Here is a 17,933-nt window from a genome sequence, read left to right on the forward strand (position 1 = left end):
AATGTGCTGTTAGTATGGCTATAGCGAGATTAAACCTTAGCCGATCCGGTTTGTGGGCCGGATGGCACACTGCGGAGCCAGCTGCGGCGCCATTTCAGCTGCATTACGATCGTAAGCGTCAACGAAGCCGCCGCGATAAAACTTAAAATGATGAAGCCTGTGGCGTATGAGCCTGTCGCTTGGTACAGCCGCCCCAGAATCAGCGGCAGCGCAAAGCCTCCAAGTCCACCGGCAGCACCGACAATCCCGGTAACCAGGCCGATCTCGCCGGCAAACCGTTGAGGAACGAGCTGAAACACGGAACCGTTACCCGCCCCCAGACACATCATACCGATAAACAGCAGCGTGACAACGACCCAAAGAGGAGGCAGGAAGGAGACGCCGATCAGCATGATCGCTGCCCCGGCATAGAGAATCATCAGCATCCGGGAGCCGCCGATTCGATCGGCCAGAAATCCCCCCACGGGTCGGAAAAAGCTCCCTGCGATGACGCAGATCGTTGTAATGTCTGCAGCCTGAACCGCAGAGAGACCGTACTGGGTGTTAAAGAAGATCGTCAAATAGTTAGCGAGCCCGACAAAGCCGCCAAAGGTCACGCAGTACAGGGCGCAGAATACCCAAGCATCGCGTTGTTTAAGGACATGACCATATTCGGACAGCCGTTTGGGGGCAGGCCGATTCGGACTGTTGCGGGCAAACAGCGAGAAGTAAATGAATACCAGCACAATAGGTATGATGGCAAGACCGAACACAATCTCCCAGTTTCCGAAATGCTGGGCTAGACGATTGGCGAACAGCGTTGCAAGGACGGTACCGCTGTTCCCGGCACCCGCGATCCCCATCGCCAGGCCTTGATGTTCCTTGGGATACCACTGACCAGCGAGAGGGAGCGCTGCGGCGAACGAGGCTCCCGCGACCCCCAGCAGAACGGCAACGACGTACAATTGATCGAGTGAATCTACCCATAACCAACCGAGCAACAGAGGGATCAGGGTCACGATCATTCCAATCTGAGCTGTGAGTTTGGGGCCGAGACGGTCAGCCAGAAAGCCTAATACAAGTCTGAGGATCGAGCCGCCCAGCACAGGCAGCGCCACCAGATTTGCCTTCTGAACCGGGTCCATCGGATAATCCGCGGCAATGACGACCGCAAGCGGCCCAAGCATGCCCCAAATCATAAAGCTGATATCGAAATACAGAAAAGCGCCGAACAGGGAGGGCTTATGCCCGCTTTGCCAAAAACCTTTCCTCTCCATGACTATCACTCCTCATCCAAATGTGTTCTTTCTCTGTTCTCTCTGCTTCATGAAGCCAAATCCCCAGCCGCAGGCAAAAAAGGCCGCAAGTCGCTCTTTTCCAGAACGATTCGCGGCCACATTGCCCATGACAAAAAACACGTCATTGTGTCTTTCGTCTAACTATTCAGCTGATTTGATGTTCACATTATAGACAGCAGGGTGAAATTGTGTCAATATACATAACATAAAAATTTAAAAAATTTAAATTTATAAATTTACCACACTCTAAATGTAATATATATTGACATCACAATCAACATGAACTAATCTGTATTTAACATCATAATCGAAGATCGGCACAATGCTGTGCCGGTTTTGAGGCAATGACGCCCTTTCCCTGCGTGCAGGGGGAGGGCATTTTTGAATTATTCTCACATGAAGATGACATAGCTTGAATGGAGGAATTTCATGCAGCGAAAAAAACTTATAGTCGTCGGGAATGGCATGGCGGGGATAAAGTGTGTTGAAGAAATCCTAAAGCTTGCTCCGGAGCACTTTGATATTACGATATTCGGAGCCGAGGCCTTTCCAAACTATAATCGGATCCTCTTATCCAAAGTCCTGCAAGGTGAACATGCGCTGCAGGATATTATTCTGAACGACTGGTCCTGGTATGAGCAGCATGGGATCCGCTTGTTGACTGGTGAGCCCGTTCGTCATATCGATGCCAAACGGCGTTTCGTCGAGACAGCCTCCGGCCTACGCGAAACGTATGATGCATTAATCCTGGCAACCGGCTCATCTCCATTCATACCGCCTATCCCAGGAACGGATAAGGAAGGGGTTATATCCTTTCGAACGATTGACGATTGCGAGAGAATGTCCGAAATGTCCAAATCCTATAGAAAAGCGGCTGTCATTGGCGGAGGGCTGTTAGGCTTGGAAGCAGCTCGCGGGCTGCTTCATCTTGGTATGGAGACCCGGGTGGTTCATAACGCACCTTATATCATGAATCGACAGCTGGATCGCGTCGCTGCGGATATGCTTCAGCGAGAACTCGAGAGCCAAGGGATGCAATTTTATTTGGCGAAAAACACCACGCGAATTACAGGACGAACAAGGGCGCAGGGGCTTCGGTTTATGGACGGAGCGCGGCTTGATGCGGATGTGGTCGTCCTCGCCGTGGGGATCAGGCCGAACATAGAGCTGGCCCAAAGAAGCGGTATTCTAACGCGGAGGGCGATCGTCGTAGATGACTTCATGAGAACAAGCGATCCGAACATTTTTGCCGTAGGGGAATGCGCGGAACACCGGGGAGTAAGTTACGGCCTGGTAGCCCCCTTATATGAGCAGGGGAGGGTGCTTGCCCGCGTCATCTGCGGACACGAGACTGAGCCCTATAACGGGTCGATCCCGTCCTCCCAGCTTAAAATATCGGATGTAGATGTTTTTTCCGCCGGCGTAATCTCGGGTGAAGGGGTTGAAACCGCTGTTCAGAATTATGATGCCATTTGCGGCACATACAAAAAAGTAACCATGCACAACGGCAAGATTGCCGGGGCAATTCTGTTCGGGGATACGGCGGAAGGAGCTGCATTGCTGGCATTTGTGAAACGGGGTGCGGCCGTAGCAGAGCTTCTCTTGCGTGAGCGTGCTGCCAGCCCGGCGGAAGCGGCGGCTGAAGCGCTGCCGGACCATGAAACGGTGTGCGCTTGCAACCGTGTCAGCAAAGCGGCGATCATTCATGCCATAACCGACCACGATTTAACAAGTGCCGAAGAAGTTAAGGCGCATACTAAAGCATCTGCTTCTTGCGGCGGATGCCGGCCTATGGTGGTTGGAATTGTCCAATATATGCAAAGCAGTAGAACGAAGGATAAGCCGCAGAAACAAAAGGAAGTCGGAACCCCGGCGGAAGCTCCTGTATGCGATTGTACGGTTCATGGTCATCCGTCAATGAAGCAAGCCATTACTGACGCAGTGAATGAAGGCTGTCGTACCATCCCGGACATCATGTCGCATCTGGGCTGGAAGAAGGCGGGCGGATGTACCCTATGCCTCCCGATCATACGATTCTATCTGGAAATGGCGGGCGATGTTAACGATGAAGAGCGGATAGCGGCTAGGAAGGCACATAGCCATGTTTCTTATGCAGATCAATCGTATTATCAGGGCGTGCGGATACGGATTGACGAGGGGGAAGCTTCCGACCCGATCGCGGCTGGCATTCAGCGCATTGGGGAAAGGCTCCGCAGCAGCTGGCAAAATGTAACGCTTCCTTATCCGGTAAGTGCCGGCGTGTCATATGGGACAGGGTCGCCCATTGGAATTCTTGTCCAGGGGATCGGGATCTCAGCTTCCCCCGCGGGTTGGGAGGCGTATCTCGGCGGACATGCGGAGCATCCTGTCCGTGAAGGACAGCTGATCGGTGTTGCAGAGCGCGAGGAAGACGTCGTTCGGCTCGTATCCGCTTGTCTGCAGTGGTATCGGCAGAACGGCTTCTACGATGAACCGCTGTGGGCGTGGGTGGAACGTACAGATGTCCTTGCGATCCGGGAGATTGTGCTTGACGAAGAGATGCAGCGTGAGCTTGCAGAAAAGCTGTCGCGACGTTCGTTGAAAGCTTATGCCGGTTAAACGGAGGAGATATCGAGAAATCGAGGGAGAGGTGGTCTAAGATGGTTCATACGGATTTGGATATAGAGAGAGCTTCTGCCCAGGTAGAGACTCAATGTCCTTTTTGCAGTGTACAGTGTAAGATGACGGTTACTGAAGTGGAGACAGGCGTTTCGGGTCAGCGCCGAACTGCCTACCAGATTGAAGGAGTGCCAAACGCTGCCTCCCAGGGCAGAGTTTGCGTCAAAGGCATGAATGCGCATCAGCATGCTGTCCACTCGCAGCGGTTGCTGGAACCACTGATCCGTGTCAACGGCGAGCTCGTTCCTTGTTCCTGGGACGAGGCGATTCACGTGATAAGCCATCGGTTACAGACGATTTCAGACCAGTACGGTACTGATGCGAATGCCGTATACGGCGGTGGATCGCTGACCAACGAAACGGCCTATTTGCTCGGCAAATTTGCCAGAGTGGCGCTCGGCACGAAATATATCGATTATAACGGTCGTTTCTGCATGTCGGCAGCGGCCTCTGCGGGGAGTAAAACCTTTGGGATTGACAGGGGACTGACGTTCAGGCTGACCGATATTCCTATGGCCCGCTGCATTGTGCTCGCCGGTACCAATATCGCAGAGTGCCAGCCGACGCTGCTGCCGTATTTTAACCAAGCGAAAGAGAACGGAGCGAAGATCGTGGTCATCGACCCGCGGAAAACGGCGACAGCGGCCATTGCGGATATCCACCTGCCGATCAAACCAGGTACAGATGCTTTGCTGGCTGATGCCATGCTTAGCATCATCATGGATGAGGGCTTCGTGGATGAAGCATTTATTCGGGCCAGAACAAATGGTTATGATGAGCTGCGAGCCTATATGAACGGGTTCAATTTGAATCGGGCTGCTGATCTATGCGGATTGGAGCTGGAGCAGATCCGGGAGGCTGCAAGGGCCTATGGCATGGCGGACACAGGAATGATATTGACCGCCCGGGGGGTAGAACAGCAGACGGATGGGCACCTTGCGGTTCGGCATTTTCTTAACCTGGTGTTAGCCACAGGCAAAATCGGCAGGGAAGGCTGCGGATATGGAGCCGTCACCGGTCAGGGGAATGGACAGGGCGGAAGAGAGCATGGGCAAAAGGCTGATCAGCTGCCGGGCTACAGATCGATCGAGAATGAGGAGGACCGTAAGTACGTTGCCTCCGTATGGGGTGTTGAAGCTTCAAGCTTACCTGGAAAAGGCGTCTCGGCCTATGAGATGATGGAGCTTGTTCATCAGGGCGAGATCAAATCTCTCTTCGTGATGGGATCCAATCCCGTGGTTTCGAATCCGAACGCCGGGCATGTGGTGGAAGGCTTGAAGAGCCTTCATCTGCTGGTGGTTGCCGATATGTTCATGTCCGAAACGGCCCAATTGGCTGACATCGTGCTGCCGGTGACCTCCTATTTGGAGAATGAAGGGACACTGACCAATCTGGAGGGGCGGGTCCTTCTGCGGAAAGCCGGCCGTGAAGCGCCCGGTGAGTCGCGTCATGACTGGAGGATCCTCTGCTCCATAGCAGACCAACTGGGAAAGGGAAGGTATTTTCGCTTCAACGGGCCTGAAGAGATATTTAACGAGCTGAGGCTGGCGAGCAAAGGCGGGGTTGCTGATTATTACGGCATCACGTATGACCGATTGCGCAGGGAGGAAGGGGTGTACTGGCCTTGCCCCTCTACCGAGGAGGCTGGGATCGGCTTGCTGTTCCAGCAATCGTTCGCCCACCCGGACGGGAAGGCCGTTTTCACCATTACAGAAGGAGAGCGCTGGGAAGGAGTGTCCGAGGAATACCCGCTAATCCTAACCAATGGACGTGTATTGTCCCATTATCTGACCGGAGTGCAGACCCGGAGAAGCCCATCTTTACTTGCACGCGAGCTGGAGAATTTCGCAGAGATTCATCCGATTACCGCGCAGCGGTACCGGGTACGGGACGGGGAGTGGGTCGAAGTTGTGTCCGAGCATGGCTCTTTTACGGTCCGCTGCAGAGTTGGAGATTCTATTCGGCAAGATACCCTGTTTGTCCCTATGCATTGGGGTGGGGTACAGAACGTCAATCATGCTACCCGGCCGGAGCTGGACCCCTTCTGCAAAATGCCGGGGTTCAAGACCGCTGCCGTTCGGATTCGATCTCTCTATTTCAGGTAAACAGCCTGGACAGATAAACGGTTAAGAACAAAGTCTCGCATCGATTCTAATTCGCCTCGATTACGATGAATCAGCGCTTTGTACGGGTTGAGGCAGTATCAGCATCTTCAATCTTATGACCATTTTGATGAACTGGAGCAATCATCGAAATGGTCATTTTTATTATTATTAATTATTGCAAATGCAACATTATTAAATTAAACTAGAAGTACGTATTGTTGCATTTGCAATATAAATGAGATCGAGGGAGTCAGTATACGATGGGAATTCTTCGTGAAATTGGAATGATCGCCAGAGCATTAGATTCGATCAGCAATATTGAATTTAAAGAATATGACCTAACCAAGGGACAGTATTTATACCTTGTGAGAGTGTGCGAGAATCCGGGAATCATTCAAGAGAAGCTGGCTGAGATGATAAAAGTCGATCGGACAACCGCAGCCCGTGCGATAAAGAAGCTTGAGCTTCATGGCTTTATTGAAAAGAAAGATGATCAGCATAATCATAAAATCAAAAAGCTCTTCCCAACAGAGAAGGGGAAATACGTGTATCCTTTTATAATAAAAGAGCATGAATATTCCAATCGGGTTGCGTTAGAGGGGTTATCTGAAAGCGAGGCAGAAGACCTGTTGAATCTCTTGCAGAGGGTCAGAAAGAACGTAGAGAAAGACTGGGAGTTTGTGAAGAAGGGCAACAAGCGACTGTATTGATTACAGAGGGAGGAGAACTCAATTGACTATAGATATAAGAAAATGCACGCTGGAAGACCTAGGCTTACTTCAAGATATTAGTGTCGGAACATTTCATGAGACATTTAAGGATCAGAATTCACCTGAAAGTATGAAGGCGTATTTAGACAGAGCATTTAACTTAAACCAATTAGAAAAAGAGATGCGCAATAGCTCGTCGGAATTTTATTTTATCTATTATAATGGGGAGATCGCAGGATACTTAAAGGTAAACACCGATGATGCTCAAACCGAAATGATGGGTCATGATTCACTTGAAATCGAGAGAATATATGTTAAGAGCCGATATCAAAAGCATGGGCTGGGTAAGCTTCTGTTCAATAAAGCCATGGACATCGCGCTCGCACGTAATAAACCAAACGTTTGGCTTGGCGTTTGGGAGCGTAATGAAAATGCCATTGCTTTTTATAAGAAAATGGGGTTTGTTCAAACTGGTGCCCACACATTCTACATGGGAGACGAAGAGCAGAGGGATTTCATTATGACCAAAACCTGCATAGACCACTGAAAGGATATTTATTGCGCTTGAAAATGAATAATATCTAATAGTGGGATACAAATAAGGCTTCAGCGTGTAGGGTTGTTTTTTAACTAAGCATAAACTGTGGGACTCATGCAGGCTGCCGATAGTGAAAAAAACAAAAACGATGACCGCGCGTCATCGTTTTTGTTTATATCTAAAGACATGAGGGATCACTTACCATCCTACACGAATAATCAGGCCCTTCGGATCGCCCACTTCGAGATAAGCAGCTTGGCCGTTGACATCATCATATGCAAATCCATAGGCCAAGCGGTTTATGCTGTGATCGTGCCAGAATTTTGCGTAATAATTGGCCGGTGCGCCTTGATAGTAATTCGACACGTTGTTCCAGTCGCTCGTCGGATATACATGGCGATTGATGGCTGCGCACGTTGCAGCATCCGTCAAAGCGCCGTCGCACCGGAAAATATCCTGTGTACTATACGGCGCGTACCCGGCGAAATAGTTGGCATTTGCTCCGCCCTGGGCGAAAGAGCCGTGAATTGGCGCAACGATGCGATATGGAGCTTGAACCGTTGCCAGCGATTTGAATTCGGCAGGAACCTCAGCCTGGAATTTGGCGAATATTCCGCTTCGAGTCTCGGATTCAAGCTCACCTACGGTTTGGTCAAAAGAACCGGACTGGTTGACTAGCCGATGCTGGATCGGAAAACCGAACCCATCGACGCGTGTCGTATTGCCGTGATAGCCGGCATGGTCAACCGTGAATTCAACGAAATCGAAAATAATATCGCGGTTGGGATCCGTCGGATTATTCAGATCGGGTCCGGCAAATCCATAATCGAAGGTTTTCAGATACATTGGGGAACCGACACTAAGAAACATTCGGCCCGATGTGATCTGAGGCAAGGTAAACCAGGAAGCATCGCTGACCTTGTGGTAAATGTTGGCGTAATGGACCCCGTTCTTGGTTAAGTGCCCTGGCGCATCATTCAAGGCGTTCGAGATCGGGATGAGATTTCCATTCAAATCCAGGTAACTCCAACGACCATTGACCGGATTGATGCCGAGGACGCCCCAGTATATTTGCTGGTCGTTGTAAGCGCCACGGGTCCCGTTCATGATCTTTACGGAAACAGCACCGTTTGGCGGCATGGGAATCGAGGACGGGAGAATGTCATATATGGAACCGGATGAAGGGGGATCTGGCGTGGAACCAGCGGTGTACGTAAAGATATTGGTGTCGTAGGCTGGGGTTCCGTTATTATAAGTAAACCAATACGCAATGACGTTGCCAGCGGCTATGCCTGTGATCGCTTGTTCGTATCGGGATTTGCCAGCGTTGTACGCCATTCTCAAATTTTGCTGCACGCCGTCATTCACTTTGTAATGAACATCCACCCAACTCGTGTTGACGGACGATTTGAACCATATGGTAGCTGTGTTTCCGGATCGTTCGACGCCCTGCGTATAGTCTGCGGCTTCCGCCTTCGTACCGAAGAAGGTACAGCAGGTTAGCAGAAGCGACACAACCAGCATATAAGAGAATCCCTTTCGCATCATTAAAAGTTCCTCCTTTGGTATGGGGATAAAATGAACTTCGCAATTGGGCTTGAAACGGCAACACCCCTTTGTTATAAAGTGGTACATGTTGTCTTGGAAGTCAAAATGAATGCGGTTACAACATGATTATAATTCTGTTTACCAAAATATAGGAGTCATGGGATTTCGGGATGGGGCTCACAATTTCGGATGGAGTTTGAGCATTACAATAGTAGGCAATTTTAAAGGCAGCTAATCATACCGATTAGCTGCCTATATTGTTCATGATATCATGTTTATAACTGTGGTTATGGCGAATGAGGGAAGATTTAACCTACAATGACAAAATCATCGTGCAATCTGCGAAGGCGGTAAGCATTCATGGCGGATTCACGCAGCTCCTCAAGAATGGTGTAATTTGCCCAAGCTCCTGCGACAGCGCCGATCCCAGGCACCATCTGCAGCATTTTCCGGAAGTCCATGGCGTCGCGATACTCGATCTGAAATGTCTCCCAGTCCATATCTCGGGCGTACTCGGTGTCGGACATCCATTGTTCCTTTTCGATATGCCAATGCTTGACGGATTTGAGCAGCTTCGCACGGTTTTCCGGTCCGGAGAACGTCATTTGGAACACCTTGAGAATGAATACCCGCTCAGAGAAATGCTTGGTGTCATAGCCGTAAACATGAGCCAGCTCGAACAGAAATTTCATCTTGATCGCAATTAAAGCGGGAAAGTCCACCATGCTAAGCATAATGCCGCCTGCTCCCGTTCCAGCGCCTTCGGCAACCGCAATTTTTTGGTACAGGGCAAATAATTCCTGCGCTTCTTGATCCGCAGCCTCGAGGTCCAAAGTACGCTCCACCTGCCGACTCGGCGTATATTCCGCGCCGAACAATGCCGTGCGCACGATCGATCGAATGGTGGTCGTAATGATATTGTGCACCTTCGGGGGAATCCAATGATTAATTCGATTGCCGATTGTTTTCGATGTTTTTTCCAGCCATCCGGGCGGTCTGAACAACTTGTGTTCCCAGTCGGCAAGTTCCCTCTGTACTTTATGTTCGTAGCTCATGCTCCATCGCTCCTCCAACATACTTGGCAAAATTATAACGAAAATATCCATGATTCGAAACCGTCCGCAGGAGGTACTGAACCTCGACCAAAGTCCAGCATCGTAAAGGGTTAAAAGTTCGAGGTGAGGTTTTCTGGTCGCAGGGAGTATTTACGCGTCAAGGCTCGAAAATTCAAAATCGAGCTGCTGCATCAATAAATATACAATGAGCGATGCCAATGCGAACCGTCCTCGGAAATGGCTAAAACCATTTTTCACCTTGTAACCTTTCATAATTAGGGGTTACGCTGTATGTGCTGAACAGGAAGTTAATGCTTGATAAAAGAAAGAGGGTCAAAACTTCATCTAACAAGGAACTAAGAGGTAATTGTTGCGAAAAAATATTACGTGATCAGTTAAAAGGAGAGATGCTATGAAATATAACGAGGTTATTCAAATCATGGATGCACATTTCCTTCCATCCGTTATGGAATTGTACGGGTTGGAGGGTTATGAAATCCAGCTAATTCCACCCCATGAAGGAGGGCGGAATATCGTTTATGTTCTTGAGAAAGAAGGAGCCGACGCAAAAATACTCCGAATCGCTTTTTTACCTGATAGAAGCCGGGATGATTTTCTGGCCGAGGTTGAGTATATCCGCTATTTATTTAAGCACGGAGGCAGCGTATCCAATGTAATCAGCTCCCTGAATGGGAATCTGCTTGAGGAGATTACCCATAATCAATATCTCTTCTTTATCTGCCTGTTTGAAAAGGCTAAAGGGAAAAGGCTTGCGGAAAATCATTATCGGTACCGAGAGGGAGTTGCAATATCCGAATACTATTACAACTGCGGTAAAGTTTTGGGGAAGCTCCACCAATTATCAACACAATACACGCCTGTCCACCATCGGCATCATTTTTTTGACAAATTCAATGCCGAATATATCGATAAACTGATTCCTGACTCCCTATCACTGCTGAAGAAGAAGCTGGCAGAGCTCCTTCATGCATTAGAAGGATTGGACAGAAGCCATGAGACTTACGGTATGATCCATTTTGATTACAACGATGGAAATTATTCGATCGATTATGATACCGGGCAAATCACGGTATACGATTTCGATAATTCATGCTTCGGCTGGTATATGTATGACTTGGCCAGTGTATGGAGAAACGGAATGGGCTGGATCCAGTTCGAACCAGACGCCGGTAAACGTAAAGCCTTTATGGATGATTACTTTGAAACGGTCCTTGAGGGATACAGATCTGAGACCAAGCTCGAAGATACGATGTTGGATCAGCTGCCATTATTTATTCAGGCATGCGTCATGGAAAATATTGTGGATGCATTCGAAGTGATGCACAATACGGGTGAGGAGCCGGGGTGTGACGAGGAGCTGTCGTATCTAATAAAATGCATGGAGGACGATATCCCGTATATAGGATTTTTCCATGAGATCTATTCGTGCAAAGAACCCTTTGAATATGAGGAACGTAAGATATAAGTCGATATTGTAGCGATCTCAAGAACATTATTAAGACGGAAGATATATGATTTTAGTGAATGTCTGGAGCACTCCCCAATCATAATGAGTTGGGGGGTGCTTTTTTGCGAGTTTATCGAATGTTAATCCTTTCAATATAAACTGTTAATTTCTATAAAGCCCGCTCTTAAGAACATGCATTTATTCTGATGAGAAGGATTTAAAAAATACAGAGAGGAGTTGTCGAAGTGGTCCTTTACTACATAATAGCGTCGTGGACATGATTCAAGTTTACTTTATCAACTTCCCCGTTTTTAATGCAGCTGATTCCTTCTTAAGCATCGGAGTCATTATTGTGATCTTCTCTAGCTTAAGAGAGTTGCCTGTCAGGGATCATGATCATGATATGCCCCCTCAATAAACAATGGATCATATCCCCCTCCTTTATGGAATGTTCATATTTTTAATATCAATCTTTCATTAATCTAAAATCAACTCTTTATGTCCTGTCTTTAAGATTAAGAAAACAAGGTCAATAAAATGTGGAGGAGAACGCTTATGGAAAACAATATCCTACTTGATGCAAAGGGATTGACGAAAACCTTCGGTACCAGAACCGCTGTCGATCGTCTCGATCTTCGGATTGAGCAAGGCGATATTTACGGTTTCCTCGGAACGAACGGATCCGGAAAAACTACAACGATCCGGATGCTGACGGGACTGATTCATCCCGATGCAGGAGAGGTGAGGATTGGAGGATATCGTCTGAGATCGCATTTTAAAGATGCAATAGCGCTTGTTGGCGCTATTGTAGAGCAACCGGCCTTTTATGCCTATCTTTCCGCCTATGACAATCTCATGTTAGCAGCGAACCTTCTGAAGGACGTGACTCGAACACGCGTGCTGGAAGTTCTGGAGCTCGTTGGTTTGACCGATCGGGCAAAAGACAAGGTTGGATCCTATTCGCTGGGCATGAGGCAGCGACTTGGGATCGCGGGTTCACTTCTAAACGAGCCGAAGCTGATCATTCTCGATGAACCTACGAATGGCCTTGATCCGCAAGGCATGAAGGAGATCAGAGTAATGATCGGACAGCTTGCTGCAGAGCAAGGCATCACTTTCCTCATCTCTAGCCATCTGCTGCATGAAGTCGAACAAATGTGCAACAAAATCGGCATTATCCGATGCGGTAAGCTGGTGGCGGAAGGCGATGTCCAGCAGCTGCTCGCATCCGGTGGATCCAGAACGCTCGAGCAATACTTTTTGAACATAACGGAAGGAGAGGGTAGGTTGTGATTCGGTTGATTCAAAACGAGCTTTATAAAACATTCAGATTAAAGAAAATGTATATTTTTATAGCCATCCTGATCATCCATGCTTGCATGACCGTCTATTTTTATCAGTCTGGCGGGGAATGGAAGTCGGTCATTGTTACGCCGAATGGGCAATCCCTTCCTTTAGCGCTCATAAACAGCATGGCCCAATTCATGACCATTTTCATTCCCGTGTATGTGGCGGACTTGATTACTGGTGATATAAAAGCAGGCACGTTCAAGCTGACGCTGCTGCGACCCGTCGGACGGATCGAATGGCTCAATGCCAAAATCGCCTCATTATTCGTATTCATCTTGGTCCTGGTTGTTTTATCCCTCGCAGCAGAATACGCGATCGGAACGCTTTCATTCGGTTGGGGCAAGTATACATTCTATGCTGGAGAGAAGTATACGGGGGCGGAAGGGGTATGGTTAACGCTTCGGCTGACGTTCTCGATGCTGCTGCCGTACATGGCGTGCGGAATGATTGTCGTTTTATTTGCCGTCATGGCCACGAACATCAGTACAACCATCGGGCTCTCCATCGGAATTTTGACTGCTGCACAATCCCTGAATGCGTTCGAGAAGATCAAGCCCTATTCCGTTGTGAATCACATGTACTATTTTCATGAAATCGTCCTTAAGGCTACTTGGGATGCCGTGTTTCAGAACACCGCGATTATCGCAGCATACATCGTATTGTTCTATGCAGCCAGTGCTTTGATCATCAAGAAAAAAGATCTAATCCAATAGGAGGGGCCCTTCCTGCTCATGGTTTTCGATAAACCCTTCAAGGCAATTTTGGCAAGGAAGGCATGTTCACTCTCGGTTTTATGGTAACAACTACGAAGCGAGTGTTATGATATTGGAGAAGGATGTATATTGATAGGAATGAGGTGAACCCGTGCAGCTTGACCGGATTATGATTGTGGAAGATGAGAAAGAAATTGCGGATTTGTTAAAGGATTACCTGGTAGAAGAGCACTTCGAAGTCATCGTAGCTAAAGACGGGCTTGAGGCCGTTCGATTGTTCAGGGAAACCCGGCCGCAATTGATGATTTTGGATATTATGCTGCCCCATTTAAACGGGATTGAAGTGTGCCGAACGATTCGCTCCGAGTCGTCCATACCAATTATCATGCTTAGCGCCAAGAAGAGCGATGTCGATAAAATTCTCGGGCTAGGAATCGGCGCGGACGATTATGTGGTCAAGCCTTTCAGTCCCGGCGAGGTGATTGCAAGGGTCAGGGCGCAGCTTCGCAGAGTGAATCAGCTGTCGTCACCTATGCCGCAATCGGATCTCATCCGATATCAAGATTTGGAGCTCGATCTCAAAGCTTATGAAGTGAGCGTTCGAAATCGACCTGTTCAATGCTCGGCGAAGGAGTTTGAAGTGCTCCGCTTTTTGGCCCTTCATCCCAATCAGGTGTTAACTCGCGAACAGATCTTTCAAAATGTTTGGGGGTTCGATGAACGCGGAGACTTGAACACGGTAACCGTCCATATTAAGAAAATTCGGGAGAAAATTGAGCGGGATCCCGCCAACCCGACCTTGATCAAAACGGTATGGGGCGTAGGCTACAAGCTTGATGGTGGTTTGCGATGAAGATCGGAATCCGCTTTAAACTGATCGCTTCACTTACCGGTATTATATTTGTTCCTGTAATCTTGATGAGTATATCCGGGGTGCACGTGAAAGAGCAGGGCCCAAGCGGCGGAGCTATGGGGATGTTTATTTTCGTCATCGGCACGCTAGTGATGGCGTATCTTTTATGCGCATATATACTGGCGTATGTGATTACAAGACGTGTCCTTCTGCCGCTAAAGGAGCTGAGCCATGCTGCGGACCAAATTATAAACGGCAACTTGGATTTTCAAATCCGCAATCGCTACCATGACGAGGTAGGACGCTTCAGCGAGGTATTCGAATTAATGCGTGCAAGGTTGAAGGAATCCCTGGATCAGCAAACCGCTTACGAACGTTCCCGCAATGAACTGATCGCCAATATCTCCCATGATTTGCGAACGCCGATAACCTCGATCCGCGGCTATGTCGAAGGTTTGCAGGATGGTATAGCGCGCGATGAACAAAAGGTGAGCAAATACTTGGTCGTGATTAAAAATAAAACCGATCAGCTGGATCGCATGATTGAAGACCTTTTTCAATTCGCCCAGTTGGAGGCGGGGCATTTAAGTATGGACGCTGCGGTCATGGATAGCCAAGTTTTGCTTGAAGCAATCATAGCTCCTTACGAGATCGAGTTTCAGGATGCTCCGGTTGGATTGTCCGTTAAACGGCCATTTCCCTCCAGACTTGTAAAGGCGGATGCTGATCGTATTGCCCAAGTGTTTGAGAATTTGATCGAAAACGCCAAAAGATATGCTGGAGAATTTACGGAAATTACCGTTAATATGAAAGATGAAGGAGAATGGCTGCTCATTGCGGTCAAAGACAATGGGAACGGCATCGCTGAAGCGGATGTGCCTTATTTGTTTGAACGGTTTTACCGAGGTGAAAAGTCCCGTTCCAGAGCGTTCGGAGGCGCTGGTCTGGGACTGGCCATTTGCAAACAAATCGTGGAAGATCATGGCGGCCGGATAGGGGTCAGGAGTACAGAGGGCACCGGAGCCGAATTTTATTTTACGCTGCCGGTTTGTAAGGATGATTAAACCTTCCTGACCAGACGCCGGCTACATCCTCCTTGATCGACTGCTCTTTAGGGCGCGTATAAGCTTAATCTGTCTTTGATGCCTTCTGCAACTTCTCTAGGCAACTCCCTGATCTTGATATCTTCCCCTAGGAAAAGCAGCCAATTGGTGGTTTCGGTTACTTCTCCCGAATGATGAACATTAATAAAAGTTTTTAAAGTGGCCGTGGTTTGATACGGATTCGTATAAGCAATCGAAAACTTTAACGGGTGGTATTTTTTAAACTGGGCAATCGCCTTCGGACCGAGATCAAGGACAAGGTTGGCTGCTTCCTCCTGCTTACTTAGTTCTAAAATCTTTTTCTTATCGATTCTTTTCTTTGCAGGGTAAGGTTCTACATGAGTGAGATGATCCACAGGAATGATCCGCCTTTTTCCATGCTCTAGGTCAAAGCCGTCAATTTGCCATTGGCTTTTTTCCCGATACAGATGCAGGAGATATATAGGGGAAGAGGTGATTCCCTGATCTTCTTTGACGGAGAGGAGTAAATACCTGTCCCCAAGAAGAATTTGAATGAGATGCTCCAGCATCGGATGCGGAAGGTCAGACAGATCGAGCAGGTCTGGATTATGGGGGTTCGTCCCTTCGAACAGCAGGATTTGATTTAAGAGCACAAGGTCATCTTGCTGGTTTTCCGAGATGAGGCCCAGCAATTTTTCAGCTAAAGAGTGACGGCTCTTTAAATAAGGCAGCTGTTGATTTCTTGTGGCCATAAAGGCAATAAACAATGCTTTAATTTCATTATCGGTAAAGCGGACCGTCGGGAGGACAGAGTTATTCATGACAAAATACCCCCCATCCCTCCCGACTTCAGCAACAAGCGGCATCCCCATCGCTTCGATTTCCCTGATATCCCGAATCGCGGTTGAGCGAGAGATGTTAAATTCCCGCATGATTTCCGAAATGGTAAAGTGGGCACGGTTGTTGATATACCGCATGATGGTATTGATCCGTTCAACTTTTTTCATCGGGTCCCCCTAAACGGTATCACTTTTTGACATGGTTTAAAGTTATTATAAACCTATCAAGTGAAAAGACAAATCATTTGATAAATTTTAAGAAGAGGAAGGGTTTGAATATGACCAATTACACGCTTGAGGAAAAAGACAGCTTTATCGTATTAGGGTTTGGAACGGAGCTGCAAAGCGATTACACAGACTATGCCGGCATCAACAAGGAAAAGACCGACTTTTGGGAAGCTGTCAAACAGGATGGAAGGCTTGATACGTTAAAGTCCGTAGCCGCGAACGACTACATTTTTGCCGTAAACGAAGCAGTGAATAACAAAATGATGTATTATGCAGGCGTAATGACTGACGCAGCGCTGCCGGAAGCGACGAGAGTGATCCAATTCCCAAAAGGGGAGTACCTTGTTGTAAAGGGAGAAGCGCAGAGCGCTGATGAGTTGAGTCAGATGCTTACAGGCATCGCCTTTGGACAAGCGCTGCCGGAAACACAGGAAGTTGCCTATGTCGGCGGGCCCAACGCAACGGTGGAAATGGGGCAGCGAAACGGTCTTGTGTTTGGTGAAATGTGGATTCCGGTCGTTAGGAAGTAAATCGATTCATGTTGATTTTCCTGCAAGGCGATATCGTTCGTCTTCGGACAATATCTAGAAGAAAGCGGGTGGACTTCTCATATGATACCCTTGGTGTATGACCAGATTAATCATTGGGGAAAAGACGATGAATTTTTCCTGGCCCTGCTAAAGGGCTTGGATGTGAAAATGGTTGCTGACTTAGGCTGCGGCACAGGAAGATGGACAATGCATCTTGCTCAGAAAGGCTATGAAATTACAGCTATTGACCCCAATGCGGAAGCAATTGAAGTGGCGAGAGCCAAAGACGATGCAAGCCGTGTCACCTGGATTATTGGAGATAGCACGAAATTGCAAACCAATGCTTATGATGCCGTTATAATGACAGCCAATGTTGCACAGGTATTTTTGACCGATGAGAGCTGGGAGCAAACGGTCTCAGATGTTTACCGGTCCTTGAAAGCCGGGGGACATTATATTTTTGATACACGAAACCCGTTAGCTAAGGCTTGGGAAGAGTGGGAGAAGGATACGGCTCCTGAATTAGCCCAAAACATGGAAACCGGAGAGCCGCTTGAAATCCATACGCAATATGAAGGGTTCGAGGGAGATATCTTCACTTTTTATGAAACCGTCAAACATGCAGGAACAGGCGAAGTGCTGATTCATGAAAAAATGCAGATCAGGTTCCGGAAGCGGGAAGAGCTTACCGATTCGCTGATAAAGGCAGGTTTTAAGCAAGTCACAACGTATGGTGATTGGGAGTTTAAACAAGCAAGTCCTGAAAACAAATCATTTATTTTTCATTGTATCAAATGAACGCTTTGATTGGTTTGAATATGACAAAATCAAATAGAAATCACAAAAAAGAACCTGAGTCGCCGGACCAGGTTCTTTAGTATTGCATATGAGCAGGCGTGATGATATAATCAGAAAACACCTGAGGTTTTATAAATAGTCATAAGTATCTCATCTTACATTTTTATTGTATCATGCCCGAAAATCTCTTGTCAAATGT

The 17,933-nt window shown here is 48.0% G+C and carries 16 protein-coding genes; 12 read left to right on the forward strand and 4 right to left on the reverse strand.

Annotation, left to right across the window (positions count from 1 at the left end; genetic code table 11):
• Positions 1–29 precede the first annotated feature (29 nt).
• Entirely contained in the window at positions 30–1,256 is a 1,227-nt protein-coding gene (locus BBD41_RS28400) for a nitrate/nitrite transporter (protein ID WP_099480059.1), read from the reverse strand.
• 450 nt (positions 1,257–1,706) lie between these two features.
• Between BBD41_RS28400 and nirB the strand changes: the two genes are divergently transcribed.
• The 4 genes from nirB (at position 1,707) to paiA (ending at position 7,297) form a co-directional block, all read left to right on the forward strand.
• Positions 1,707–3,875, forward strand: a complete 2,169-nt coding sequence (gene nirB, locus BBD41_RS28405) for a nitrite reductase large subunit NirB (RefSeq protein ID WP_099480061.1) — start codon at positions 1,707–1,709, stop codon at positions 3,873–3,875.
• A gap of 41 nt (positions 3,876–3,916) precedes the next feature.
• Positions 3,917–6,040, forward strand: coding sequence for an assimilatory nitrate reductase catalytic subunit NasC (gene nasC / locus BBD41_RS28410; RefSeq protein ID WP_099480063.1), 2,124 nt, complete (start codon positions 3,917–3,919; stop codon positions 6,038–6,040).
• A gap of 260 nt (positions 6,041–6,300) precedes the next feature.
• Positions 6,301–6,750, forward strand: coding sequence for a MarR family winged helix-turn-helix transcriptional regulator (locus tag BBD41_RS28415; RefSeq protein ID WP_077566524.1), 450 nt, complete (start codon positions 6,301–6,303; stop codon positions 6,748–6,750).
• Between the two features lie 22 nt (positions 6,751–6,772).
• Complete coding sequence (gene paiA, locus BBD41_RS28420) at positions 6,773–7,297, forward strand: spermidine/spermine N(1)-acetyltransferase (RefSeq protein WP_077566523.1); 525 nt, start codon at positions 6,773–6,775, stop codon at positions 7,295–7,297.
• Positions 7,298–7,486: 189 nt separating this feature from the next.
• Here the strand turns inward: paiA and BBD41_RS28425 are convergent, their stop codons facing one another.
• On the reverse strand, positions 7,487–8,836 hold the full coding sequence (locus tag BBD41_RS28425) for a glycoside hydrolase family 64 protein (RefSeq protein ID WP_189636030.1): 1,350 nt from the start codon (positions 8,834–8,836) through the stop codon (positions 7,487–7,489).
• Positions 8,837–9,144: 308 nt separating this feature from the next.
• Positions 9,145–9,891 carry an EcsC family protein gene (locus BBD41_RS28430; protein ID WP_099480065.1) on the reverse strand — a complete coding sequence of 249 codons (747 nt, stop codon included), beginning with the start codon at positions 9,889–9,891 and terminating at the stop codon, positions 9,145–9,147.
• Positions 9,892–10,303: 412 nt separating this feature from the next.
• On the opposite strand from BBD41_RS28430, the gene BBD41_RS28435 reads away from it, so the two are divergent.
• The 6 genes from BBD41_RS28435 to BBD41_RS28460 all read left to right on the forward strand — a co-directional run bounded on the left by BBD41_RS28435 (position 10,304) and on the right by BBD41_RS28460 (position 15,339).
• Positions 10,304–11,377 carry a phosphotransferase enzyme family protein gene (locus BBD41_RS28435; RefSeq protein ID WP_206098274.1) on the forward strand — a complete coding sequence of 358 codons (1,074 nt, stop codon included), beginning with the start codon at positions 10,304–10,306 and terminating at the stop codon, positions 11,375–11,377.
• 178 nt (positions 11,378–11,555) lie between these two features.
• A complete protein-coding gene (locus BBD41_RS30735; RefSeq protein WP_418304261.1) occupies positions 11,556–11,777 on the forward strand; it encodes a signal peptidase II in 222 nt (73 codons plus the stop codon).
• A 137-nt stretch (positions 11,778–11,914) separates the two neighbouring features.
• Positions 11,915–12,652 carry an ABC transporter ATP-binding protein gene (locus BBD41_RS28445; protein WP_099480067.1) on the forward strand — a complete coding sequence of 246 codons (738 nt, stop codon included), beginning with the start codon at positions 11,915–11,917 and terminating at the stop codon, positions 12,650–12,652.
• Positions 12,649–13,422, forward strand: coding sequence for an ABC transporter permease (locus BBD41_RS28450; RefSeq protein WP_099480070.1), 774 nt, complete (start codon positions 12,649–12,651; stop codon positions 13,420–13,422). The genes BBD41_RS28445 and BBD41_RS28450 overlap by 4 nt, the downstream gene beginning before the upstream one ends.
• 151 nt (positions 13,423–13,573) lie before the next feature.
• Positions 13,574–14,275 carry a response regulator transcription factor gene (locus BBD41_RS28455; RefSeq protein ID WP_099480072.1) on the forward strand — a complete coding sequence of 234 codons (702 nt, stop codon included), beginning with the start codon at positions 13,574–13,576 and terminating at the stop codon, positions 14,273–14,275.
• Complete coding sequence (locus BBD41_RS28460; protein WP_099480074.1) at positions 14,272–15,339, forward strand: sensor histidine kinase; 1,068 nt, start codon at positions 14,272–14,274, stop codon at positions 15,337–15,339. Before BBD41_RS28455 ends, BBD41_RS28460 begins: the two co-directional genes overlap by 4 nt.
• 47 nt (positions 15,340–15,386) lie before the next feature.
• Here BBD41_RS28460 and BBD41_RS28465 read toward each other — a convergent pair whose 3' ends face one another.
• Complete coding sequence (locus BBD41_RS28465; protein ID WP_099480076.1) at positions 15,387–16,346, reverse strand: helix-turn-helix transcriptional regulator; 960 nt, start codon at positions 16,344–16,346, stop codon at positions 15,387–15,389.
• Positions 16,347–16,456: 110 nt separating this feature from the next.
• On the opposite strand from BBD41_RS28465, the gene BBD41_RS28470 reads away from it, so the two are divergent.
• Both BBD41_RS28470 and BBD41_RS28475 read left to right on the forward strand, forming a co-directional pair.
• Positions 16,457–16,936, forward strand: a complete 480-nt coding sequence (locus BBD41_RS28470; protein WP_077566516.1) for a GyrI-like domain-containing protein — start codon at positions 16,457–16,459, stop codon at positions 16,934–16,936.
• An 81-nt stretch (positions 16,937–17,017) separates the two neighbouring features.
• Complete coding sequence (locus tag BBD41_RS28475) at positions 17,018–17,734, forward strand: class I SAM-dependent methyltransferase (RefSeq protein WP_077566515.1); 717 nt, start codon at positions 17,018–17,020, stop codon at positions 17,732–17,734.
• Positions 17,735–17,933 lie beyond the last annotated feature (199 nt).

The organism is Paenibacillus ihbetae, assembly GCF_002741055.1.
GTDB lineage: Bacteria > Bacillota > Bacilli > Paenibacillales > Paenibacillaceae > Paenibacillus_AQ > Paenibacillus_AQ ihbetae.